This window comes from Bombella mellum (genome assembly GCF_014048465.1).
In the GTDB taxonomy this organism is placed as follows: domain Bacteria; phylum Pseudomonadota; class Alphaproteobacteria; order Acetobacterales; family Acetobacteraceae; genus Bombella; species Bombella mellum.
The window spans coordinates 555,933-579,434 of the sequence record NZ_PDLY01000001.1 but is presented as its reverse complement, the minus strand read 5'-3'; the positions used below and the strand labels follow the sequence as shown (position 1 = coordinate 579,434).

Annotated in this window: 21 protein-coding genes; 6 read left to right on the top strand and 15 right to left on the bottom strand. The window is 61.4% G+C overall.

Going from position 1 to position 23,502, the window contains the following annotated elements; all coding sequences use genetic code 11:
* The 9 genes from lpdA to CPA56_RS02485 form a co-directional block, all read right to left on the bottom strand.
* Positions 1–1,407: a dihydrolipoyl dehydrogenase gene (gene lpdA / locus CPA56_RS02525; RefSeq protein WP_182040439.1), complete on the bottom strand. Its 1,407-nt coding sequence runs from the start codon at positions 1,405–1,407 to the stop codon at positions 1–3.
* 2 nt (positions 1,408–1,409) lie between these two features.
* A complete protein-coding gene (locus CPA56_RS02520; RefSeq protein WP_182040438.1) occupies positions 1,410–2,657 on the bottom strand; it encodes a pyruvate dehydrogenase complex dihydrolipoamide acetyltransferase in 1,248 nt (415 codons plus the stop codon).
* Between the two features lie 5 nt (positions 2,658–2,662).
* On the bottom strand, positions 2,663–4,036 hold the full coding sequence (locus tag CPA56_RS02515) for a pyruvate dehydrogenase complex E1 component subunit beta (RefSeq protein WP_182040437.1): 1,374 nt from the start codon (positions 4,034–4,036) through the stop codon (positions 2,663–2,665).
* 3 nt (positions 4,037–4,039) lie between these two features.
* On the bottom strand, positions 4,040–5,044 hold the full coding sequence (pdhA, locus tag CPA56_RS02510; protein WP_182040436.1) for a pyruvate dehydrogenase (acetyl-transferring) E1 component subunit alpha: 1,005 nt from the start codon (positions 5,042–5,044) through the stop codon (positions 4,040–4,042).
* Positions 5,045–5,159: 115 nt separating this feature from the next.
* Positions 5,160–6,125 (bottom strand): indole-3-glycerol phosphate synthase TrpC, encoded by a 966-nt coding sequence (gene trpC / locus CPA56_RS02505; protein WP_182040435.1) that lies wholly within the window; start codon positions 6,123–6,125, stop codon positions 5,160–5,162.
* Between the two features lie 48 nt (positions 6,126–6,173).
* A complete protein-coding gene (trpD, locus tag CPA56_RS02500; RefSeq protein WP_182040434.1) occupies positions 6,174–7,247 on the bottom strand; it encodes an anthranilate phosphoribosyltransferase in 1,074 nt (357 codons plus the stop codon).
* Positions 7,247–7,846 carry an anthranilate synthase component II gene (locus CPA56_RS02495; RefSeq protein ID WP_182040433.1) on the bottom strand — a complete coding sequence of 200 codons (600 nt, stop codon included), beginning with the start codon at positions 7,844–7,846 and terminating at the stop codon, positions 7,247–7,249. Before CPA56_RS02495 ends, trpD begins: the two co-directional genes overlap by 1 nt.
* Entirely contained in the window at positions 7,843–9,357 is a 1,515-nt protein-coding gene (trpE, locus tag CPA56_RS02490; RefSeq protein ID WP_182040432.1) for an anthranilate synthase component I, read from the bottom strand. The genes CPA56_RS02495 and trpE overlap by 4 nt, the downstream gene beginning before the upstream one ends.
* On the bottom strand, positions 9,354–11,321 hold the full coding sequence (locus CPA56_RS02485; RefSeq protein WP_182040431.1) for a peptidylprolyl isomerase: 1,968 nt from the start codon (positions 11,319–11,321) through the stop codon (positions 9,354–9,356). Before CPA56_RS02485 ends, trpE begins: the two co-directional genes overlap by 4 nt.
* Positions 11,322–11,396: 75 nt before the next feature.
* Here CPA56_RS02485 and tpiA point away from each other — a divergent pair, with 75 nt between their 5' ends.
* The 4 genes from tpiA to kdsA all read left to right on the top strand — a co-directional run bounded on the left by tpiA (position 11,397) and on the right by kdsA (position 15,148).
* Complete coding sequence (gene tpiA, locus CPA56_RS02480) at positions 11,397–12,275, top strand: triose-phosphate isomerase (RefSeq protein ID WP_229707286.1); 879 nt, start codon at positions 11,397–11,399, stop codon at positions 12,273–12,275.
* A gap of 18 nt (positions 12,276–12,293) precedes the next feature.
* Positions 12,294–12,608, top strand: coding sequence for a preprotein translocase subunit SecG (gene secG / locus CPA56_RS02475; RefSeq protein WP_182040430.1), 315 nt, complete (start codon positions 12,294–12,296; stop codon positions 12,606–12,608).
* Positions 12,609–12,680: 72 nt separating this feature from the next.
* The gene (locus tag CPA56_RS02470; RefSeq protein WP_182040429.1) at positions 12,681–14,327 is read left to right on the top strand and encodes a CTP synthase; all 1,647 of its coding nucleotides are present in this window, start codon (positions 12,681–12,683) and stop codon (positions 14,325–14,327) included.
* Entirely contained in the window at positions 14,324–15,148 is an 825-nt protein-coding gene (kdsA, locus tag CPA56_RS02465; RefSeq protein WP_182040428.1) for a 3-deoxy-8-phosphooctulonate synthase, read from the top strand. Before CPA56_RS02470 ends, kdsA begins: the two co-directional genes overlap by 4 nt.
* Positions 15,149–15,166: 18 nt before the next feature.
* Here the strand turns inward: kdsA and CPA56_RS02460 are convergent, their stop codons facing one another.
* Complete coding sequence (locus tag CPA56_RS02460) at positions 15,167–15,649, bottom strand: DUF3429 domain-containing protein (RefSeq protein WP_182040427.1); 483 nt, start codon at positions 15,647–15,649, stop codon at positions 15,167–15,169.
* A 113-nt stretch (positions 15,650–15,762) separates the two neighbouring features.
* On the opposite strand from CPA56_RS02460, the gene eno reads away from it, so the two are divergent.
* Positions 15,763–17,046, top strand: coding sequence for a phosphopyruvate hydratase (gene eno / locus CPA56_RS02455; RefSeq protein WP_182040426.1), 1,284 nt, complete (start codon positions 15,763–15,765; stop codon positions 17,044–17,046).
* Between the two features lie 169 nt (positions 17,047–17,215).
* Positions 17,216–17,539 carry an FtsB family cell division protein gene (locus tag CPA56_RS02450; RefSeq protein WP_182040425.1) on the top strand — a complete coding sequence of 108 codons (324 nt, stop codon included), beginning with the start codon at positions 17,216–17,218 and terminating at the stop codon, positions 17,537–17,539.
* A gap of 86 nt (positions 17,540–17,625) precedes the next feature.
* Here CPA56_RS02450 and rpmG read toward each other — a convergent pair whose 3' ends face one another.
* The 5 genes from rpmG to CPA56_RS02425 all read right to left on the bottom strand — a co-directional run bounded on the left by rpmG (position 17,626) and on the right by CPA56_RS02425 (position 23,453).
* Positions 17,626–17,793: a 50S ribosomal protein L33 gene (gene rpmG, locus CPA56_RS02445; protein ID WP_043561310.1), complete on the bottom strand. Its 168-nt coding sequence runs from the start codon at positions 17,791–17,793 to the stop codon at positions 17,626–17,628.
* A gap of 172 nt (positions 17,794–17,965) precedes the next feature.
* The gene (locus CPA56_RS02440) at positions 17,966–19,510 is read right to left on the bottom strand and encodes a hypothetical protein (protein ID WP_182040424.1); all 1,545 of its coding nucleotides are present in this window, start codon (positions 19,508–19,510) and stop codon (positions 17,966–17,968) included.
* Positions 19,511–19,605: 95 nt separating this feature from the next.
* On the bottom strand, positions 19,606–20,172 hold the full coding sequence (gene pgsA, locus CPA56_RS02435; RefSeq protein WP_182040423.1) for a CDP-diacylglycerol--glycerol-3-phosphate 3-phosphatidyltransferase: 567 nt from the start codon (positions 20,170–20,172) through the stop codon (positions 19,606–19,608).
* 44 nt (positions 20,173–20,216) lie between these two features.
* Positions 20,217–22,094, bottom strand: a complete 1,878-nt coding sequence (gene uvrC / locus CPA56_RS02430; RefSeq protein ID WP_182040422.1) for an excinuclease ABC subunit UvrC — start codon at positions 22,092–22,094, stop codon at positions 20,217–20,219.
* A 306-nt stretch (positions 22,095–22,400) separates the two neighbouring features.
* Positions 22,401–23,453, bottom strand: coding sequence for a dipeptidase (locus CPA56_RS02425; RefSeq protein WP_229707282.1), 1,053 nt, complete (start codon positions 23,451–23,453; stop codon positions 22,401–22,403).
* Between the last annotated feature and the right edge of the window lie 49 nt (positions 23,454–23,502).

Genomic DNA, 23,502 nt, shown 5'->3' with positions numbered 1-23,502 from the left:
TCAGATGTGCAGAGCACCCTCATAAGCGGCAAGAACGGCCTCCTGCATCGTCTCCGAGATGGTCGGATGCGGGAAGACCGTTTCCATAAGCTCGGCATCGGTCAGCTCACCCGTACGGGCAATGACATAACCCTGGATCATTTCCGTGACTTCGGAGCCGATCATGTGGGCACCGAGCAGCTCGCCCGTCTCGGCGTCAAAGACCGTCTTGGTCATGCCTTCAGGCTCTCCCATGGCCACGGCCTTGCCGTTGGCCAGGAAGGGGAACCGCCCGACACGGACCTTGTAGCCCTCTGCCTTGGCCTTCTCCTCGCTCAGCCCCACGGAAGCCACCTGCGGGCGGGCGTAGATGCAGCCCGGAATGTTGCGGGCATGGAGAGGCTCAGGAGAGCGTCCGCTGATCTTCTCGACGCAGATCACACCTTCATGACTTGCCTTGTGAGCCAGCCACGGCGGAGCCGCCACATCACCAATGGCATAAATGCCCGGCTCACCCGTACGACAGAACTCATCCGTCTGGATGTGTGAGCGGTCCACCTTGACCTTCGTACCCTCGAGGCCGAGGTCTTCCACGTTACCGACGATGCCCACGGCGCAGATCACACGGTCCACCGTCAGGTCAACCTTGCCTTTTGCCGTCTCGATCGTGGTGGAGACCTCATTGGCCCCCTTCTTCAGCGGACCGACCTTCGCACCCGTATGGATGGTCATGCCACGCTTCTCGAACGCCTTGTGCGCCTGTGCGCTGATCTCGGCATCCTCGGTCATGAGGATACGGTCGGCCACTTCAGCAATCGTGACCTCGCAGCCAAGATCACGGTAGAAAGAGGCAAACTCGATGCCGATGGCACCGGAACCAATGACCAGAAGCCGCCTGGGCAGCGTATCCGGCGTCATGGCCTCACGGGCACCCCAGACCAGCTTGCCGTCCGTCTCCAGACCGGGAAGCTGACGCCCCCGTGCCCCGGTGGCCAGAATGACATGAGGCGCACGGATCTGGGCCGTTTCCTTGCCATCTTTCGTGATGGAGACCTTATGCGCCTCACCGGCGCGACCGGCCAGCCTGCCACGGCCATCAAAGGTCGTGACCTTGGCTTTCTTCAGAAGATGGGCAACGCCCTTCCCCATCCGTTCCGCCACGCCACGGGACCGCTTCACGATGGCAGCAAGGTCAAAAGACGGCTGGCTGGCAGAAAGACCATACTCCTGGAGATGGCCGAGCGTATGATACACTTCGGCGGAGCGCAGCAGGGCCTTGGTGGGGATGCAGCCCCAGTTGAGGCACACGCCACCCATGTGGGTGCTCTCCACCAGAGCCACATTCATGCCAAGCTGGCTGGCCCGCAGTGCGGCCACATAGCCCCCCGGGCCACCACCGATCACAACAAGATCAAAAAGGTCGGACATGATCAAAGCACCAGAGAATAAGGGTTCTGAATGAGGTCACGCAGCGTGTTGAGCCACTGCGCACCAAGAGCACCATCCACGGCACGATGATCCACCGAGAGCGTGGCCGTCATGACGGTTGCCACGGCCAGCTCACCATCCCGCACCACGGGGCGTTTCTCACCCGAAGCAACCGCAAGGATGGCGGCCTGCGGCGGATTGATGATGGCGGCGAAATCCTTCACGCCGAACATGCCCATGTTGGAGATGGAGAATGTTCCACCCTGATAGTCCTCAGGCGAGAGCTTGCCGTCACGGGCACGGGTCGCAAGGCTGCGGGCCTCCTGACTGATCTCCCTGAGGCTCTTGCGGTCGGCCTGACGGATGACCGGCGTCACCAGCCCATCCGGCACGGAGACGGCCATGGAAATGTCCACATCCTCGAAATGCAGCATCTCGGTCTCGGTGAACTGGACGTTCAGACCCGGCAGCTTCTTCAGGGCCACGGCCACAGCCTTGATCATCATGTCATTGACGGAGATCTTGCAGCCCTCGGCTTCCAGGGCTTTGTTCAGGCGGCTGCGCAGGGCCAGCAGGGCATCCAGCTCGATATCAACGGAGACGTAGAAATGCGGTACCTGTGTCTTGGATTCCGTCAGGCGGCGGGCGATCACCTTCCGCATTCCGGAATGCTTCACATGCTCCACATGACCGGCTGACGGAGCCGCCGCAGACGACGCAGCCGGAGCAGGCTTCTGCCCCTTCGCCTTCTCCACGTCACGCCGCAGGATACGGCCATTGGGGCCTGTCCCGGTCAGGCTGGCAATATCAACCCCATGCTCCCTGGCAATGCGGCGGGCCAGAGGAGAAATGAAGATGCGCTCTCCCTTGCCTTTTTCAGGTGCGACCGACTGCTTGTCAGGATCGAAAGAAGAAATCTCGATCGGGGCCGGAGTCTCCTCCTTTGCCTCAGCCTTCTTTTCCGGTCCCGGCTTTGCTCCGGCGGCCGGGGCCTCCGGAACATCCTCACCCTCATCCACCAGAATGGCGATCGGGGTTTTCACGGCCACATGCTCGGTCCCTTCCGGAATGAGGATTTTCCCAAGAATCCCCTCATCCGCCGCTTCCACTTCCATGGTCGCCTTGTCGGTCTCGATCTCGGCGATCACATCGCCGGACTGGACCATGTCACCCTCTTTTTTAAGCCAGCGGGCAACGGTGCCTTCCGTCATGGTCGGAGACAGGGCCGGCATTAAGATATTGGTTGCCATCGGTTTCAGTCTCCAAACTGCTTGCGCACAGCCTCAACAATCCATTCCGGCTTGGGCAGGGCCAGCTTCTCCAGATTTGCTGCATAAGGGAGAGGAATATCCAGCCCGCAGACACGGGCCGGAGGAGCGTCCAGCCAGTCAAATGCCTGCTCGACGGCAACCGTGCAGATTTCGGACCCGATGCCTGCAACCGGCCAGCCTTCTTCCACCGACACGATGCGGCTCGTCTTCTTCACGCTCCTGATGATCGTTTCCGTATCGAGCGGACGCAGGGTCCGCAGGTTGATCACCTCGGCCTCGATGCCCTGCTCGGCCAGAAGCTCGGCGGCTTCCAGAGCCACGCCGACCATGATGGAGAAAGCGACCAGCGTCACGTCCTTGCCTTCACGCTCGATCTTGGCCTTGCCGATCGGCAGGATGAAGTCCTCATCCACCGGGCACGGGAACTTCCTGCCGTACAGGATCTCGTTTTCCAGAACCACGACCGGGTTCGGATCACGGATGGCCGCACGGAGCAGCCCCTTGGCATCCGCCGCAGACCACGGAGCCACGACCTTCAGCCCCGGAATGTGGGCATACCAGCTGCCAAAGCATTGGGAGTGCTGCGCACCGACACGGGCCGCCGCCCCGTTGGGGCCACGGAACACGATCGGACAGGACATCTGACCACCGGACATGTAACGTGTCTTGGCGGCAGAGTTGATGATGTGATCCACGGCCTGAAGGGAGAAGTTCATCGTCATGAACTCGACGATCGGCTTCACACCGGACAGGGCGGCACCAACGGCCATGCCGGTGAAGCCATGCTCCGTGATGGGCATGTCCATGACACGCTTCTCACCAAATTCATCCAGAAGACCCTGGCTGACCTTGTAGGCACCCTGATACTGGGCGACTTCCTCACCGAGCAGGAACACGTCCTCATCACGGCGCATCTCGGCAGCCATGGCATCACGCAGAGCCTCGCGCACGGTGATCTCGGCCGTCTCACCCCATTCAGGTTCGACCAGATCGGTCGTGGAGGTGCTGGCCGGGGCCTGGGGGGCGGGCGTCTGGGCAGGAACGTTCTTCTCCACCTTGGAGGCAGGACCGGCCTTGGGACCAAGGTCCAGCCCGTCCGCCGCAGAGGCGTCCTCACCCTCTTCCAGCAGGACGGCGATGGGCGTGTTCACCGCCACATGGTCCGTCCCCTCGGTGACGAGGATGCGGCCAAGCACGCCTTCCTCGACGGCTTCCATTTCCATGGTGGCCTTGTCGGTCTCGATCTCGGCGATCACCTCGCCAGGCTTGACCACATCACCTTCTTTCTTGACCCAGCGGGCCAGTGTTCCCTCCTCCATCGTCGGGGAGAGAGCGGGCATGAGAATAGGAGAGGCCATGAGTTATTCCCCCACCAGAACGTCGGTCCAGAGCTCGGACGCATCCGGCTCAGGGCTGGTTTCTGCAAATTCGGCAGCATCCTTCACAGTGGCCTTCACATCCTGTTCCACTGCCTTGAAGAAGGATTCATCAATCCCGTGCTTGATCATTTCTGCTTTCAACGCTTCGATCGGATCACGTGTCCGGCGCATCTCGTCCACCTCGGACCGCTGGCGATACTTCGCCGGGTCGGACATGGAGTGGCCACGATAACGGTAGGTCTCCATCTCCAGAAGGAACGGTCCCTTGCCGGAGCGGCAATGCTCCATGGCTTCCCTGGCGGCCTGATAGACGGCGGCCACATCCATGCCATCCACCTTGCGGGACGGAATTCCCCACGGGGCGGCATTCTTCGAGAGATCCTTGGAGGCGGAGGAACGCTCGATGGAGGTACCCATGCCGTAACGGTTGTTCTCGATCACATAGAGGCAGGGCAGCCTGTGCAGGGCGGCGAGATTGAAGCTCTCATAAACCTGCCCCTGGTTGGACGCACCCTCACCGAAATACACGATGGAAACGGCCCCATCCTTCTTGTAGGCACTCGTCAGGGCAAGACCGGTCCCGATGGCCACCTGCGCACCGACGATGCCATGCCCCCCATAGAATTCCTGCTCCTTGGAGAACATGTGCATGGAGCCGCCCTTGCCGTGGGAATAGCCTCCTGAACGGCCTGTCAGCTCCGCCATGACGCCACGTGCCGTCATGCCAGCGACCAGCATCTGGCCATGATCACGATATGACGTGATGGAACGGTCGCCTTTCTTCATGGCAAGGCCAATACCGGCCACGACGGCTTCCTGACCGATATAGAGATGGCAGAAGCCACCGATCAGGCCCATGCCGTACAGCTGGCCAGCCTTCTCCTCGAAGCGGCGGACCAGGAGCATTTCCCTGTAGGCACGCTCCATTTCTTCCTGCGACAGCGCCGGGCCATTCTGGCGGCTCGGCGCATCCGTCATAGAACCCATGACACTCTCCCGGGGTTAACAACTTTGCGTGAGGCGGACTTGTAACAACACTCCACCCCGAAATCCAGCGGTTGCGAAGTCTGTTCGTCCACTTTTTATACTGGATTGGTACTCTTTAAAAACCGAGCAGCCGCCGTGCGGCGAGGCCGGGATCATCTTCCCTCAGAAGGGATTCACCAACCAGAACGGCACTGCATCCAGCCTCCCCGACCTTCGTCAGGTCCTCGGTCGTGGCGATGCCACTTTCCGAAACGACAAGCCGGTCCGGTGGAACCTGCGGTGCGAGGTCCAGCGTCGTCTGGATGTCCGTCTTCAGCGTCTTGAGGTTCCGGTTGTTGATGCCGATCAGGAAGCTGTCATAGGCCAGTGCCCGGTTCAGCTCCTCCTCATCATGCACCTCAAGCAGCACGTCCATGTCCAGACCACGGGCCAGGGCGATCAGCTCGACAGCCTCGTCTTCCTTCAGGGCCGCCAGGATGAGCAGGATGCAGTCCGCCCCGATCAGGCGGCTTTCATGCACCTGCCACGGTTCAAGGATGAAGTCCTTCCGCAGAATCGGCAGGCTGCATGCAGCCCGCACGGCCTTCAGGTCCTCCACGCTGCCGTGGAAGCAGGAACCTTCCGTCAGGACGGAAATACAGCTCGCCCCCGCATTCTGATAGGAACGGGCGATCTGGGCCGGGTCATAGTCAGGCCGCAGGACACCGGCAGAAGGCGAAGCTTTCTTCACCTCGGCAATGAGACCGACACGCCTGTCCGCCGTGATATGCTGGAGGGCCTGCCCGAACCCCCGGGTCGGCATGGACACTTCCTTGGCACGGGCGGCGATCTCCTTCAGGGGCATGACCTGCATCCGCTGCTCGACATCGAGGCGGGTCCGGGCACAGATGCGGGCCAGCACGTCACCCTCATCCCCAGCGGGGCTGACAGTCTCCCCCTCCGCTGCCGGAGCAGGCCGGGACTCTTCCGGGCTGGATGCTTCCTGCGCGCCGCTCTCCGCAGACGCTTCAGAAACCGGAAACTGTCCGCCGTCCTCGACAGGAGCAAAAGCAGCCATCGACCGCTGTGGCAAAAAAATCATGATCGTCCTGAATCTTTACCTTGGAACATTAAGGAACGGTTCTAGCGTTCATTCCCGAGCACTTACACTCCTTTGCGCCCGGATTAAAGCCTCCTGGGCCAACCCGTCATCAAGAGAACGTGCTGCCTCGGCAATGTTGCGCCGAAGTGCCGGAACAGAAAGCTGACCATCTTCGAGCAGGTTGCCCCGTCCGGCAACATGCAGACCAACCGCTGCATTGAGCAGGACTGTATCACGATAGCAGCCTGCTTCTCCACCAAAAAGACTGACCATGCGCCGTGCATTCTCGGCGGGATCACCACCCCTGAGAGCCGCCACCTCATAATGAGGCAGCCCTGCCATCTCCGGCGTCAGCTCGAAGGAGAAGAACCGGCCATCCTCCCACACGTCATTGTGGGTGGGACCGGCAAGGGTCAGCTCGTCAATGCCTCCCTCATCCGTGTGGCCATGAACGACCCAGGCGGAGATAGCCCCAAGTTCCCCCAGCACATGCGCCACGGGGCGGCACCATACCTCGGAGAATACACCGACAAGCTGCCGCCGCACCCGGGCCGGGTTGCAGAGCGGCCCAAGAAGGTTGAACAGCGTCCTGAATCCCAGCTGCTTGCGGACAGGAGCGGCGATCCGCATGGCCGGATGATGATGGGGCGCAGCCAGAAAGGCGAGCTGATCCGCCCTCAGCCGTTCCTCCTGCCGGGCATGGTCCGCATCGGCAGGGATGCCCAGGGCCTCCAGAACGTCCGTCGCCCCGGCACGGGAGGAGAGGGCACGCCCCCCATGTTTGGCGACCGGCACGCCCAGTCCGGCCAGCACGAAGGCGGTAGCCGTGGAAACGTTCAGCGTCCCCAGGCCATCTCCCCCCGTACCGCAGACATCCACCGTATCTTCCGGCACGTCACGAAGGGCCTGCATGTTGTGCCGGACGGCCCGGACGGCCCCGGACAGCTCCTCCGCCGTCTCCCCTCTCATCTGGAGGGCCGTCAGGAAGGCGGCCAGCTCGGCCTCCGAGACCGCCCCTTCCATGACGAGCATGAAGGCCTGTTCAGCCTCGGCCACATCCAGCTCCTGCCCGGCAGCCACCTTCCTGAGAAGCCTCGTGAAGGGCTTTTCCTGCTTCCCCATCAGCCGGCAGCACCCTGCCCGCCCGGCAGGACACCGGCCAGCCGGAGAAAATTGGCCAGAAGCTCACGCCCCGAATTGGAGGCGATGCTTTCCGGATGGAACTGCACGCCATGAATCGGGTGTTCCCGATGACGGACCCCCATGATGACGCCATCCTCCGTCCTGGCATTGACGGCAAGCTCGTCAGGAATGCTGTCCGGGTCCAGCGTCAGGCTGTGGTAACGCACCATGTCCACCGGGTCCGGCAGACCGGCGAAGACCCCGCTTCCATCATGATGGATGGCGTTGATCTTCCCGTGCATCGGCACGGAAGCCCTGACGACACGAGCCCCGAAAACCTGCCCGATGGACTGGTGCCCCAGACAGACACCCAGCACGGGCACCTTTCCGGCCGCCTTCCTGATAAGCTCGCAGCAGATGCCTGCCTCATCTGGCGAACAGGGGCCGGGCGACAGCACGATGGCCGAGGGGTTCATCTCCAGCGCACGGTCCGCCGTCAGGGCATCATTGCGCTTGACGGCACACTCCACGCCCAGCGCACCAAAATGATGCACCAGATTGAAGGTGAAGCTGTCGTAATTGTCGATCAGCAGAATCATCTGACGGTCTCCCCGCATCCAGAGGTCATATCTGTCCCCTCAGATGAGGTGCCGAAGGGAGTTTTACATCCCCCTCCCGCAGAAAGCCTCTGCAATCCGTTATGGACGGCCTGGCTCACGGCCGCCTCGGCCGCCGTGAAGAGAGCACGGGCCTTGGCCCTCGTCTCCTGATATTCCGCCTCGGGATCAGATTCCGCCACCACGCCACAGCCGGCCTGCACGTACATCTGGCCATCCTTCAGCAGGGCCATGCGCAGGCCGATGCAGGTGTCCATGTCACCATCCGCACCGAAATAGCCGACGCACCCGGCATAGGGGCCACGCCGGGTAGGCTCCAGCTCGTCGATGATTTCCATGGTGCGTATCTTTGGCGCACCCGTCAGCGTTCCTGCCGGGAAGGCGGCGGAAAGGGCATCCAGTGCCCCGCAGTCCGGCTTCATCTCGCCCGTGACCGTGGAGGAAATGTGCATGACATGGCTGTAGCGTTCCACCACGAAACGGTCCGGCACCTCCACCGTCCCCAGGCGGGACACGCGCCCGACATCGTTCCGCCCTAGGTCGATCAGCATGAGATGTTCGGCAAGCTCCTTGCCATCGGCAAGAAGCTCTTTCTCAAGGGCCAGATCATGGGCACGGTCCCGGCCACGGGGTCGGGTTCCGGCCAGCGGGCGGACCGTCACGACGCCATCACGCAGCCGCACCAGAATCTCCGGCGACGACCCGACGAGGGTAAACTCGCCCAGCTCCATCAGGAACAGGAAAGGAGCCGGATTGATGCGCCGCAGGCTGCGGTAAAGAGCCAGAGACGACAGCGGAAAGGCCGTCGTGAAACGCTGGCTCGGCACGATCTGGAAGGCATCCCCGGCGGCAATGTAATCCTGCGCCGTCTTCACCTTCTGAAGGAAATCCTCATGGGTGATGTTGGAGACGGGAGCCTCCAGCTGGCTTCCCTCCGGCAGAGTTTCCGCCGGGTCCGGCACCGGCTGGTGCAGGGCCTCAGCCGCTTCCGCCAGCAGGGCTTCTCCCTCTTCCACCGCCACACCGTCACGCAGCGGCGTCGCCAGAATGAGTTCGTCCCGTACCGTGTCGAAGACGGCGAACAGCCGGGGGCGGATCATCACCCCCTCCGGCAGGTCAAGGTCGTTGGGCGGCGGGTTCGGCAGCTCTTCCATCTGCCGGACCATGTCATAGCCCAGCACCCCGAAAACGCCACCGATCATCGGCGGCATCCCCTCCGGCAGCTCCATCCGGCTCTCATCCAGCAGGGCCTTCAGCGAGACCAGCGGGGCAGCCTCTTCCTTCTGCCCATCCCGAAAGGCCTGACCGTCCTTGCACCGCCAGACCGTGTCCGGCAGCAGGGCAATGATGGAGTAACGCCCTCTGGCCTCACCACCTTCCACACTCTCGAAAAAGAGGCGGTACGGATCATCAGCCAGACGGGACAGACGGAGAAAGACAGAAAGGGGTGTCAGCAGGTCTGCTGCCTCCACCCGGTGTAAAATCCTGCTCACTGCTGACCTAGCCTTCCTGAAATCATGCTGAGCACCCTCTCGTTCACGTCATTGAACAGGGCTGCGTTGAAATGACGGGGCGGAGCCGCCCGGGTATAGGACATGCCCAGCGTCTCCTGAAGATCGTTACGGTAGGCCCCGGTCATCTGGACCGTCAGACGCTGCCGGATGGCCTGCATCAGGGTCGGTGATTCCTCATAAGTGCCGATCACGTTGACGAGCCAGTACCCGTCACCTTCCTGAAGCATTGCTGTCTCTCCGACCTTCTGCTGAAGGGCGGCCCTCAGGATGAGGGCAGGCACGTCATGACGCTGCTGGAGACGGGAAAAATGCTCGTCCTTCCGGAGCAGGGACTCTTCCTTCTGCCCGGCCAGAGCCTGACGCAGTCCTTCCTTCTTCGCCTGCTGGTACAGGGCGGTCGCCCGCTGCTCGGTGGCATGTTTCCGGGCATCCGCCATCCAGGCATCGACCACGGCCTGCCGGGCCGTCTCATAGGAATCCTGCCTGCCCGGCGTGACATCATCCACCAGAACGGCAAAGGAGCTGCCATCCGGTTCCGTCACGACATGTGGCGGCTCATCCTTCTTCTGGCTGAAGACCTGACTGATGATGGCCTGCCGCAGGGCCACATCTCCCGGCAGCGGAGCCGGTTCTCCACCGGGCAGGTTCCCGTGTGCATCCAGGCTTCCCTCCAGAGGGAATGCCCCGATATCCGCCGGAACCTTGTCCAGCGTGACGGAACCGGCCACGGCCTCCTCAAAGGCCCTCTGACGGTCCTTCAGCATGGCGGCCGCCCGTTCGTTCGCCAGGTCTTCACGGATGCTGTCTTTCAGGCTCTCAAAGCTGGCATGTTTCGCCGGTTTGATGGACAGCACATGCACCACGCTCCAGCCCGCCGCCGTATGGACAGGGGGCGACACATGACCTTCCGGCGTGGCGAACGCCACCTTCGCCAGAGCCGGGTCCGGCAGGTCCGTCTGCCGTGCATCGTCCAGCGTGGCCGGAATGGCCCTAGGATACTGTTTCTGGAGGGCTTTCCAGGTCTGCCCCCCCTGCCAGGCGGCGGCCAGCTGCCCCGCCGTGGCTTCATCCGTCACCGCCAGAACCTCGATGGAACGCAGTTCCGGGCTGTTGTAACGGGCCGCCTCGACCGAGTCCTCCATCTTCATCTTATAGGAAGCCTGAAGGTCGGCATCGGAAATCTGGAGTGTCTTTGCCACGCTGCCTGCCGTCATGACCACGATGCGGGCATGACGGTACTCCGGCTGACGGAACTGCCAGAGATGGTTCTGGTAATAACGTTTCAGCTGTTCATCGGTCGGCTGGGTGGAAACCTCCCCCAGGGAGAAAGGCAGACGCACCATGTCCACCACCTGCCCGTGACCGACATGGTTGACCATCCAGTCCACTTCCTGCGCCGGGGGCTGCACGGTCTGACCAAAAGCCAGCATGGTCGCCCGGCCATACAGCATACGCCGTGTCTCCTGGATCAGGTCCTGATGGCTGAGATTGTTGACATGAAGAAGACTGTCCATCTTCTGCGGGCTGAAGCGGCCGCTCGGGTCCCTGAAATCCGGCATGGCAAAGATCACGCCACGAATCGTTTCATCGCCCGGATTGAGACCGTTGCGCTTCCCGGCCTGTGCCCCCTCATGAACGAGGATGAGGTTCCGCAGGGCCGCATGTCCAATCTCCTGACGGCCCTCGGGGGTCCTCAGAAGCTCCACCGCCCCCCCGTTCTGCTGCATGAGATAGGCGACCTGCCTCTGGACGGCCTTCTGGAACTCGACGGGCGTGATCTTGTGCGAGCCGACCTGCGCCACGGTATCACCGCCCAGACCGGCCATGCCGCCGCCCAGTCCAAAAAACGTACCCCCCAGAACAATAAAGGAAGCAAAGACCACAAAGGCAATCACCCGGCCGAGCCAGGAGTCAACCAGGAAATGACGCAGGGCAGTAATCATCGAAGGCGCATATCACTTTACTGATGGCAGAATAGCATTAGCAGAGGAAACCCGCTAAGCTGCCCCAGCATAGAGATGCCGACACAGATTGACCAGCACGGCGTGTCCCTATCTTTGCCCAAGCGCAGTGGATGCATCGTGCAGACCGGGGAGAGCAGAATGACCACCGTACCCAAATTCGTCATTGGGAACTGGAAGATGCAGGCCCGCCACGAACACGGCCTCCAGCTCGCCCGGGATGTCTCCCGCCGCCTGAAGGACACGCCTCCACCGGCCCATCTCCACACCATCATCTGTCCTCCCTTCACACAGCTTGACGGCGTCAATCAGGCCCTGAAGACGGCCGACCTGCCCCATGAAAGGCTGGCCCTGGGGGCGCAGGACTGTTACCCCGCCTCCTCCGGTCCCTTCACCGGAGACATCTCGGCTCCGATGATCCGGGACCTCGGTGCACGCTATGTCATCCTGGGCCATTCGGAGCGACGCCAGAACCACGGCGAGACGGATGCCATCATCCGCCAGAAGGTGAAGGCCGCCACGGCCGCCGGGCTGGTGCCGATCGTCTGCATCGGCGAGCATCTGGCCGAACGGAACGAAGGGCGGGCCGCCAGCGTCCTCTCCACCCAGATCGAAGGGTCCCTGACCCGGGGCTTCCGGGGAATCCTTGCTTATGAGCCTGTCTGGGCCATCGGCAGCGGCATCACGCCCTCCCGCGAGGAACTCCAGAGGAAGCTCACCCTGATCCGTGCCCTGCTGCCAATGCGCCTCATGACAGATGACATTCGCGTCCCGGTCCTGTATGGCGGGTCTGTCACCGCCGTGCAGGCACCCTCCATCATGTCCATCGAGGCCGTGGACGGAGTGCTCGTCGGCAGTGCCAGCCTTGAAGCGCAGAGCTTTCTGGACATCATCGACGCTGCGGCTGAAGCGACCCTGCCTCAGCCCTCCCCATAACCTGTTGGACCTGACTGCATGACCACATTACTGCTTATCCTCACTGTTCTGGTTGCCCTGGCCCTCATTGGCGTTATCCTGATCCAGCGTAGCGAAGGCGGTGGTCTTGGCGTCGGCAGCAGTCAGGGGCTTGGCTCCTTCATGTCCGGCCGTGGGACGGCCACCCTGCTGACCCGCAGCACCGCCGTGCTGGCCGCCATCTTCATGATTCTCTGCCTGTGCCTGGCCGTGCTGAACCGTGGAGCCTCCAGCGGCGGAAGCACCCGCGACATCCTGGCCAATCCGCCCGCCACGCAGCCTGCCGCACCGGCCCAGACACCGCAGCATCCCTGATCCGTTTTTTGGGGAAGCGGAGCACACAATCTGCTTCCCCTTCCCCCCCTCTTCACTATATAAGGGCCTCCCATGACGCGCTTTGTTTTTGTGACGGGTGGGGTTGTATCCTCCCTCGGTAAAGGTATCGCTTCGGCGGCTCTGGCTGCCCTCCTCCAGGCCCGTGGGCACAAGGTCCGCATCAGGAAACTGGACCCCTATCTGAATGTTGATCCGGGCACGATGAGCCCCTATCAGCATGGCGAGGTGTTCATCACTGATGATGGTGCCGAGACAGACCTTGATCTCGGGCACTATGAGCGTTTCACGGGTGTCCATGCCCGCCGCTCCGACAACACCACGACAGGCCGCATCTACTCCAACGTCATCGCCCGTGAACGCCGGGGGGATTACCTCGGGGCCACGGTCCAGGTCATCCCGCACATCACCGACGCCATCAAGGAGGCCGTGGTCTCCGACACGGACGGCTATGACTTCGTGCTGGTCGAGATCGGCGGGACGGTCGGGGATATCGAGAGCCTGCCGTTTCTGGAGGCCATCCGCCAGCTCCGCAATGATCTGGGGCATGAGAACACCATGTGTGTCCATCTCACGCTCCTGCCCTACATTCCCTCCGCCGGTGAGCTGAAGACGAAACCGACCCAACATTCCGTCAAGGAGCTCCAGAATGTCGGCCTCCAGCCGCAGATCCTTCTCTGCCGCTCCGACCGGCCCATTCCGCAGACCGAGCGGCAGAAAATCGCCAGCTTCTGCAATGTCCGCCCCGAGGCGGTGATTGCGGCCCTGGATGTCGACACCATCTATGCCTGCCCCATCGCCTACCATGAACAGGGGATGGACCGTGAGGTCCTGCGCTATTTCGGCCTCCCTCATGAGACCGCCCCGGACCTCTCCCGCTGGGAGAAGATCGTCCGAGGTGTCCGGGAACCCAAGGGCGAGGTCCACATCGGCATCGTCGGCAAATACACGGCCCTGCTGGACAGCTACAAATCCCTTGCCGAAGCCCTTCTTCACGGTGGCATCTCCCAGGATGTCCGTGTCCACATGAACTGGATTGATGCGGAGGAGCTTGAGGAGAAGGACCGTCTCGAAGACCTTCTGAAGGACATGGACGGCATTCTCGTTCCCGGCGGTTTCGGTGAGCGTGGCTCCGAAGGCAAGATCAATGCCGTGCGCTATGCCCGTGAAAACAGCATCCCCTTCCTCGGCATCTGCTTCGGAATGCAGATGGCCGTGATTGAATGCGCCCGCTCCCTCGCTGGCCTGAAGAAAGCCTCCTCCACGGAGTTCGGCCCGACGGATGAGCCGCTGGTCGGCCTGATGACGGAATGGGCCCGTGGCACGGAGCTGCTGCGCCGCCGTGAAGGGGGAGACCTCGGCGGAACCATGCGTGTCGGTGCCTATCCGGCAAAGCTGGTCGAGGGGTCCCGTGTGGCGGAGGTCTATGGCCGGACGGACATCAGGGAGCGGCACCGCCACCGCTGGGAAGTCAATGTCCATTACCGTGAGGTGCTGGAGAAAACCTCACTGCGCTTCTCCGGCATGTCCCCGGACGGTGTCCTGCCGGAAGTCGTGGAGTATCCTGACCATCCGTGGTTCATCGGCGTCCAGTATCATCCTGAGCTGCTTTCCAAGCCGTTCGATCCTCACCCGCTCTTCGTGGGCTTTGTCGGTGCCGCCAGGAAAGAGCATCTTTCACGGAAGACACAGACAGCATGAGCGTTTCCCTCGGCAGGTTCGTCATCGGTCAGGATCAGCCCTTCCGGCTGATCGCTGGTCCGTGCCAGATCGAATCCCGTGACCATGCTTTCTTCATGGCGGAGGCCCTGCACGACCTCTGCCAGGAGCTGGACATCGGGCTGATCTACAAGAGCAGTTTCGACAAGGCCAACCGCAGCTCCGTCAACGCCGCCCGTGGCGTCGGCATGACGGAAGGGCTGAAAATCCTCTCCGACATACGCTCCCGCTTCGACATTCCCGTCCTGACGGACGTTCATGCACCGGAGCAGTGCGCTCCGGCTGCCGAGGCTGTCGATGTCCTCCAGATTCCGGCCTTTCTCTGCCGACAGACTGACCTGCTCCTGGCAGCAGGGAAGACAGGCCGGGCCATCAATGTGAAAAAGGGGCAGTTTCTGGCCCCGCAGGACATGCAGAACGTGGTGGACAAACTGAAATCCACCGGCAATGACCGCATCCTGCTCTGCGAGCGTGGCACCTGCTTCGGCTACAACACGCTCATCAACGACATGCGTGGCCTGCCGATCATGGCCCGGACGGGCTTCCCCGTCGTATTCGACGCCACCCATTCCGTCCAGCAGCCGGGCGGGCTGGGTACGGCCACGGGTGGGCAGCGGGAGTTCGTGGCCCCTCTGGCCCGTGCCGCCATCGCAACAGGTGTCAGCGCCCTGTTCATCGAGACCCACCAGGAGCCGGATACGGCCCCCAGTGATGGCCCGACGATGATCCCTCTGGCCGGGATGCGTGACCTGCTGGTCTCCCTCAAGAAGCTGGATCAGCTCGTCAAGGCCGAGATCCTCTGACGGAAGACCTGCCCGCCCTTAGAACTGTCCCTGCGGGGACAGCAGGGCGAGCAGGAAGCCGATCACACACAGCCCTGTGCTGACGGCCCTGACCATGAAATATCCCGGCGGAAGGTCACCGCAGCGGTTGGCGATTCGTTCCAGAGCGAACACGCCGATGAAACCGAGCGTCTCCAGACCGAAACCGGTCCGCAGGCTGCCAAGCAGCCCGACGGAGAGGGACAGCCACCCCCACAGGAAGGCGAACGCTCCCAGCAGCAGGGCACGCCTGTCCCGCAGCCCTTCCCCCGTCGGCAGGATGATCGTGGGTTTGCTGGCAAGAAGACCCCACTGCACGGCCCCATAGAAGGACAGGAGACACCCCCCATAGGCCAGAAGGATCAGGCTGAGATGGGGCAGAGAGGTCAGAACCCCGGCCAGAAACAGCCATATGCCCACCAGAAAGGGAAAAACGCCGCCAAGCGCAACAAGCATGGCTGCCGTGACAGGAAATTGTCGCATCTTAATTGACCTCAGGCGCATATTTTGAGACTGAAATAAAGCGAAAGCGGATCCTAACCTGTGCCTGATGATAGGCCGTTCGGGGTTCGCCGCATAGAGTCAGGAGAATTCCCTTGAGCGCTATTGTTGATATTATTGCCCGCGAAATTCTGGACAGCCGTGGTAACCCGACTGTTGAGGTTGATGTCGAGCTGGCCTCCGGTGTTGTTGGCCGTGCTGCCGTTCCCTCCGGTGCCTCCACCGGTGCCCACGAAGCTGTAGAGCTGCGCGATGGTGACAAAAAACGCTTCCACGGCAAGGGTGTCCTGAAGGCCGTCAACGCCGTGAACACGGAGATTGCCGACAAGCTGCGCGGCATGGAGTCCGAGAACCAGATCGAGATCGACCAGGCCATGATCGACCTTGACGGTACGCCGAACAAGGGCCGTCTGGGTGCCAACGCCATCCTCGGCGTGTCCCTCGCCGTGGCCCGTGCCACAGCCGAGGAGCTGGACCTCCCGCTATACCGCTACATCGGTGGCACGTTCGCTCACGTTCTCCCTGTCCCGATGATGAACATCATCAACGGCGGTGAACATGCTGACAATGCCATCGACTTCCAGGAATTCATGATCCAGCCGGTCGGTGCCTCCTCCGTGGCGGAAGCCATCCGCATGGGCTCCGAAATCTTCGCCTGTCTGAAGAAGGAGCTGCACAAGAACGGCCTGAACACCAATGTCGGTGACGAAGGCGGCTTCGCTCCCAACCTGAAGTCCACAGAGGAAGGCCTCAAGTACATTGAGAAGGCCGTGGCCGATGCCGGTTACAAGTTCGGTACGGACATCACGATCGCCCTCGACTGTGCCTCCACGGAGTTCTACAAGAACGGCCGCTACGAGATGAAGGGCGAAGGCAAGAGCTTCTCCTCCAGCGAGATGGTCTCCTACCTTGAGGAGCTGACCAAGAAGTTCCCGATCGTCTCCATCGAGGACGGTCTGGCCGAAGACGACTGGGAAGGCTGGAAAGAGCTGACCGAGCGTCTGGGTGACCGCATCCAGCTGGTCGGTGACGATCTCTTCGTGACCAACCCGGCCCGCCTGAAGGAAGGCATCGAGAAGGGCGTCGCCAACTCCCTGCTCGTGAAGGTGAACCAGATCGGTTCCCTGACAGAGACCCTCCACGCCGTGGAAATGGCACAGCGTGCCCATTACACGACCGTGATGAGCCACCGTTCCGGTGAGACGGAAGACAGCACCATCGCTGATCTCGCCGTCGCCCTGAACACCGGGCAGATCAAGACCGGCTCCCTCTCCCGTTCCGACCGTATGGCCAAGTACAACCAGCTGATCCGTATTGAGCAGCAGCTGGGTGACAGTGCCAAGTATGCCGGCCGCAGCATCCTGAAGGTCCGCAAGTAATCTGCTGACCACTCACGGGTCAGGACACTGGCCCGTCAGGCAGAAAAAGCCCTCATCCTCGGATGGGGGCTTTTTTCATGCCCGCTCCTGCCTTGCCTCTGCCACAGAAGCCCCTATAAATGGTGGTCAGAACTTTTTCCGGTCGCCATGAACATTGAGGAGCCACTGCATGATCATTCTGCTACGGCGTGGGTTGGGCATCATATTCGCTCCAGCACTCTTCCTGCTCCTCACCGTCTATTTCCTCTGGAATGCCCTGCATGGTGATCTGGGCATACAGGCCTACCAGCACCAGAAAACACTTCAGGCCCAGGCACAGGCCGCCCTTCTGGACGCTCACAAGGAACAGGACATATGGCGGCGGCGTGTCACGGCCCTGAATGAAAATGCCCTGGACCCGGACATGCTCGACGAACGCAGCCGGGTGATGCTCAACAGCAGCCGCAAGGGGGACCTGGTCATCCCCTATGGCGAGAAGAACGCCCTTTACTGAGAACGTTCCCGGCCTCTCCCATGAGCTGATGGACATAAAAAAAAGCGGCCCGGAGGCCGCTTTCTCTTCATCAGCCAGACTGATGATTACTTGATCTTTGCCTCACGGAAGACAACGTGCTTGCGCACGACCGGATCGTACTTGCGCACTTCCATCTTGCCCGTCGCCGTGCGGGCATTCTTCTTCGTGACATAGAAATAGCCCGTATCTGCGGAAGAAACGAGACGGATCATGATTACGTTTGTCTTGGCCATATTACCCTCGGACTGCTGCCGCGTGATGGGACGCCGCTTCATCATTGTCGGAGCAGCACATCCCCTATACCTGAGCGGGACAATGATACCTTGTGCCTTTCAGGTCAAGCCCTTTCCGGCACAGGATATCACCATTGGGACAGATTATGGTCTTTTTCTCAAAAGGCCTGTCTTATTTGTCCCAGTCAAACTGATACACGCCATCGCCATGATGAGACTTTGCATGACGCACGGGAGCTTCGAAGCCCAGCGCATCCACATAGTCCCCACCATGTTTCTTCCCGGAGTGGCGTTCTTTCTTCGCAGGAGCCGCCACATGTTTTTCAGGAGCAGCGGCCACCTTATGAGGCTGCGCCTTGTGGGCCTTCTTCTCCGGCTGCGACAGTTCCGCCACCGGATGGGCCGCATCAACCATCGCATCGGCATGTCTGGCTGATGTTTCAGCAGCCGGAGCCTTATGCCTGACAGGATGATCCTGCCCCGCCACGACCTCAGCTTTCGGCTGCGGATGCGGTGGCTCGGAAACGACAGGCGGCTTCACTGCCACATGAGGCGCAGGTACCGGCACGACCTCAGCCTTCGGCTGCGGGTGCGGTGGCTCAGAAACAACAGGCGGCTTCGCTGCCACATGAGGCGCAGGTACCGGCACGATCTCAGCCTTCGGCTGCGGATGCGGAGGCTGAGAAACAACAGGCGGCTTCGCTGCCACATGAGGCGCAGGCACCGGCACGACCTCAGCCTTTGGCTGCGGATGCGGAGGCTGAGAAACAACAGGCGGCTTCGCTGCCACATGAGGCGCAGGCACCGGCACGATCTCAGCCTTCGGCTGCGGGTGCGGAGGCTCGGAAACCACAGGCGGCTTCACTGCCACATGGGGCGCAGGCACCGGCACGACCTCAGCCTTCGGCCGCGGATGCTGGGAAACCACAGGCGGCTTCGCCGTCACATGAGGTGCAGGTACCTGCACGGGAACGCTGCCAGCCCCAGCCCGCAGGGCGGGGGGTACGGACAGGGCCTGCTGATCTTCATGCAGATGGCGGGGAGCCTCGGCCACATATCCGTTATCCGGCTGCGCATAAGTAGGCTGCCCTGTCGCATCATTGCCATGACCATGACCAAATGTCTTGGCATGTTCAAAAAGTGCCGCCTTGCTGTGGCTGACAATCTTGATGCTGCCATCCGGAGCGATCAGCGTATCGGTGCCATCACCATTCGGAATGACGACAATGCCACGATTTACTGATTCCATATAAGGCGGAGCATTATCCTTCACATGGGACGCAATAGGCCTGCCAATCGGCATCACTTCCCGGCCAGACCCGTAACGCTGGCTGACATCCTCTCCGACGCTCATGCCCTGGCCATCACCCAGCTGCTGCCGCAGGTCGGCATCAAGCTGCGGACGGGCCTTCTGCCATTTCTCGATAAAATGGGCATCGGAGCGGCTGACATCCCGAAGGCTGGGCACCGGCTCCGGCTGACCGGGCCAGACATCTCCATCCTCCGGCAGGACAGGCGTCGCACTCACCTTCGCCCCACGGATGCGCTGGGCAGTCTCGCTGCGGGTGTCGGGGGTGTTGGGATTGCCATACGGATTGACGGTCCCGCTCAGATGTCTGTCCAGCCCCGTACAGCTGACAGCAAAACCAGTGCAGCCCACCGCAAAGAAGGACATCACGACCCCTGCCTTCTTGAGGCTACCTTCTCTGATTTTCATGCCATCCCCTTTGCAACCGTCACAACCTGACATTGGAAGAACATAGTCCGTCTCCCGTCACCTCTATAATGATCTACCCGATATCTCAAACCAGTCTATCCCCGCATCCGTGCCACAGTCGCCCTGAGGTACCCGGTCCCTGTCAGAAGGGTCGGAATGACGGACAGCCAGAGCAGCGCAGCCCCTGTCACCCCAAAGTACCACGTGACCCTGTCATACAGGGAGCCGACCGCCCCCTGTCCCAGAATCAGAAAACCGATCGCCACCATCTGCATTCCCGTCTTCCATTTGGCCAGACGGGTGGAAGGGATCGTCTCATTCCGGGAGGCCATATATTCCCGCAGGCCGCTGATGAGGATTTCCCTCAGCATGATGAGAATGGCCGCATAAAGCGAACCAAAACGCAGCCCCCCCATGCCCGCCAGAGCCAGCAGAAGCCCCCCCACGAGGAGCTTGTCGGCAATGGGGTCCATCATCCGGCCCAGGTCTGACGTCAGGCCCTGTCGGCGGGCAAGAGCACCATCAAGATAATCCGTCACGCAGGCTCCGACATAAAGCAGGAAGGCCATGTCTGCCCACAGGCCACCGGCTGCCAGACACCCGATCAGCACCGGAATGACAAGAATACGGAACAGCGTGAGAAGATTGGGAAGATTGATCACCTTATATCCCTATATGGCAGGTCACTCCCCAACACGGTGCTCAGTCAGGGTTTTTCGAGGACGTCACTCTGTTCTCTTACCCATTCTGGATGGAAATATCCATAAATGACCTGCGCCATTTCACGATTAATTCCCGGTACACCTTCCAGCTCCTCCAGAGCCGCCTGCCGAACCTGCCTGACAGAGCCAAAACGGGTCAGGAGAGCCTTCTTGCGGGTCGGGCCGACACCCGGGATGTCATCCAGCCCGGAACGGGTCAGGGCCTTGGAACGCCCCGCCCTGTGTGTCGTGATGACGAAACGGTGCACCTCGTCCCGCAGCCTCTGGAGATAATAAAGGACGGCATCATTCACGGGCAGCTGGAACGGTTCCTTTCCGTCCACGAAGAACCACTCCCTCCCCGCATTGCGATCCACGCCCTTGGCGATCCCCACCACGGGAATGGAGGACAGGCCCCGCTCGGCCAGTATCTCCTTCACGGCACGGACCTGCCCCTTCCCGCCGTCAATCAGCAGAAGGTCAGGCCAGCCCTCCCCACCTTCATCCTCCATGCCCAGCCTGGCGAAACGGCGGCTCATGACCTCCTTCATCATGCCGAAGTCATCGCCCGGGGCCACGGGGCCACGGATGGCGAACTTCCTGTAAGCCCGTTTCACGAAACCTTCCGGCCCTCCCACGATCATGGCCCCGTAAGGAGCCTGACCCATGAGATGGGAGTTGTCATAGACTTCAATCCGCCCGGGAGGGGCTGGCAGATCGAACAGTTCGGCCACCTTCTCCAGCAGGACGGCCTGCCCGGCCGTTTCTGCCAGCCGACGCTCCAGGGCCTCACGGGCATTGAGCACGGCGTGATCCAGCACGGCCTTCTTCTCGCCCCGCTGTGGCTGAAGCAGCTGGACCTTCTGCCCCCGCTGGAGGGTCAGGGCCTCGGCCAGCAGGGGCTGTTCGGATGGCTCAAGGTTGGTCATGACCTGTGAGGGAGGCTGCTTGTCCTCATAGAACTGGAGCAGAAAGGCAGACAGCACATCCGCTGCCGAGGCGTCTGCCTCATGGCGAGGATAGAAGGCCCTGTTGCCGTTGTTCCGTCCTCCACGGATGAAGAAAACCTGTATGCAGCTCTGCCCGGCCTGCTGCCAGAGAGCCACCACGTCCGCTTCCCTGATGCTGACGGGGTTGATCGCCCCTGAAGCCCGGAGATTGGCAAAACCCCGTATGCGGTCCCTGATCAGGGCCGCCCGCTCGAAGGCCATCTCTTCCGCCGCCTCTTCCATCTCCCTGGTCAGACGCTGCTGAAGTTCCCGCCCGCCACCACTCAGGAATTCCTTCGTCTGGTCCACCAGCCCCTGATATTCCTGCGGGCTGATGCGCTCCACACAGGGGGCGGAACAGCGTTTGATCTGATGCAGGAGGCAGGGCCGGGTACGGGATTCAAAGACGCTGTCCGTACAGGTCCGCAGCATGAAGGCCCTCTGGATGACCTGGATCGTCTGGTCCACCGCTCTGGAGGATGCAAAAGGTCCCCAGTAGGTGGCTCCCCTGACGGGCTTCCCGCGCTGGCGCATGAGACGGGGATAGGCATGGTCCCCACTCAGCAGGAGCCACGGATAGCTCTTGTCATCCCGCAGAAGGATGTTGAAGCGGGGCTTCATTCTCTTGATGTAGTTGGCCTCCAGCAGCAGGGCCTCGGCCTCGGTGCGGGTGACGACAATCTCCATGCTGGCGGTCAGGGACACCATGAGCCTCAGCCGTTCCGGCAGGCGGACCACATGCGTGTAGGAGGTGACACGCTTTTTCAGGCTCAGGGCCTTGCCGACATACAGCACCTCTCCCTTGGCACCGAGCATCCGATACACGCCGGGACTTTCAGGAATCGTCTTCAGGGCTTTCCGAATCGCAGCGACGCCGTGAGGTGTTTCAGTCATCTTTCCCTGTTTTCCGCCATTTTTCTGCCTTCATGACAGTCTCTTTACACTCATCCACCATTCCTGTGGAAAAAGCTGTGAATACTCCAAGGGTAAAAGCACACAGCACAGGGTTTCTCTTCTTTTTCCATAGATTGCCCAAAAAATAGGCAATGAATGGAACCATCTGAAAAATAAGGAGTTATGAAAGATTTTTCCTTTCCTGCTCCCCGGTCGTTGGTCCCTGAAGGCCGGAATGACTGTCAATCCCGTTTCTGAAAAAATTAGTGGGCAAAAAATGCTCCTGTTTCCCGCAAAAAGAGAAAATTATGTTTGACTTTCCACAATTTCCTTCTCCGCCCGCTCCATCAGATGGAGCATGTTTTCACCACAGACAGCCCGAATCTCCGACCCGTCCAGCCCCGCCCGCTCCAGAGCGGCAGGGAGATGATGGCTCTCGCTGGCATCCTGCCAGCCTTCCATGCCACCACCGCCATCAAAATCGGACGAAATACCGACATGCTCCACACCAATCCTGCGGATGACGTAGAGGACATGCTCCACGAAGTCGGTCAGGGTGCCACCCCCGCCACGGCGGAGGAACGGAGCCATGGCCGTAACCTGTATCAGGCCACCACTCGCCTTCAGGGCATCAAGCTGTCCGTCATCCAGATTGCGGGGATGATCACACAGGGCACGCACGCAGGAATGGCTGGCAAAGACCGGAACGGTGGAGACGTCCACCGCCTGCATCATGGTCCTGCGGGACGCATGTGACACATCCACCAGAACACCATGCCGGTTCATCTCTCCGATGACTTCCCTTCCCAGAGCGGACAGGCCACCATGAGCTTCTGCCGGCCCCTGCCGGACGACCGCCGAATCCGCCAGCAGGTTGTGACCGTTATGGGTCAGAGTGATGTAACGGATGCCGTACCGCCGGGCGAGATGCCCGACCTTGGCCGGATCATCCGCCAGCGGGTAGCCATTCTCCATGACGGGAATCAGGGCCACCTGTCCGGCTCCGGCCGTCCGCCGCACATCCTGTGCCGTCCGGCACAGGACCGCCCGGCCGGGGACATGCAGCGGCACCATCTCTTCCATGGCCTCCAGCATGGCCCGTGCCCGCCGCCAGGCCGCCTCATGCCCGGCCTCATCCAGGGAAGCCTGCGGCGTATAGGCCGCAAGACAGGCAGCTCCCAGTCCACCAGCCTCCGCCTTGGGCAGGGTGAAACGGCGTTCCGTCTCCCGCAGGGCTATGTCCGCCTGATCCCGCTTCTCCCAGCAGGGCAGCCCCCCGGCTGTCTTCTCCTCCCACGGAATGTCAATATGGGTGTCAATCATCAGGACGGGCATGGGCAGGGTACTTTCCTTATTCATTCTCTCCAGATTGGGGTAAAACCTGTCAATCGCAAGATCATCCCTTGAA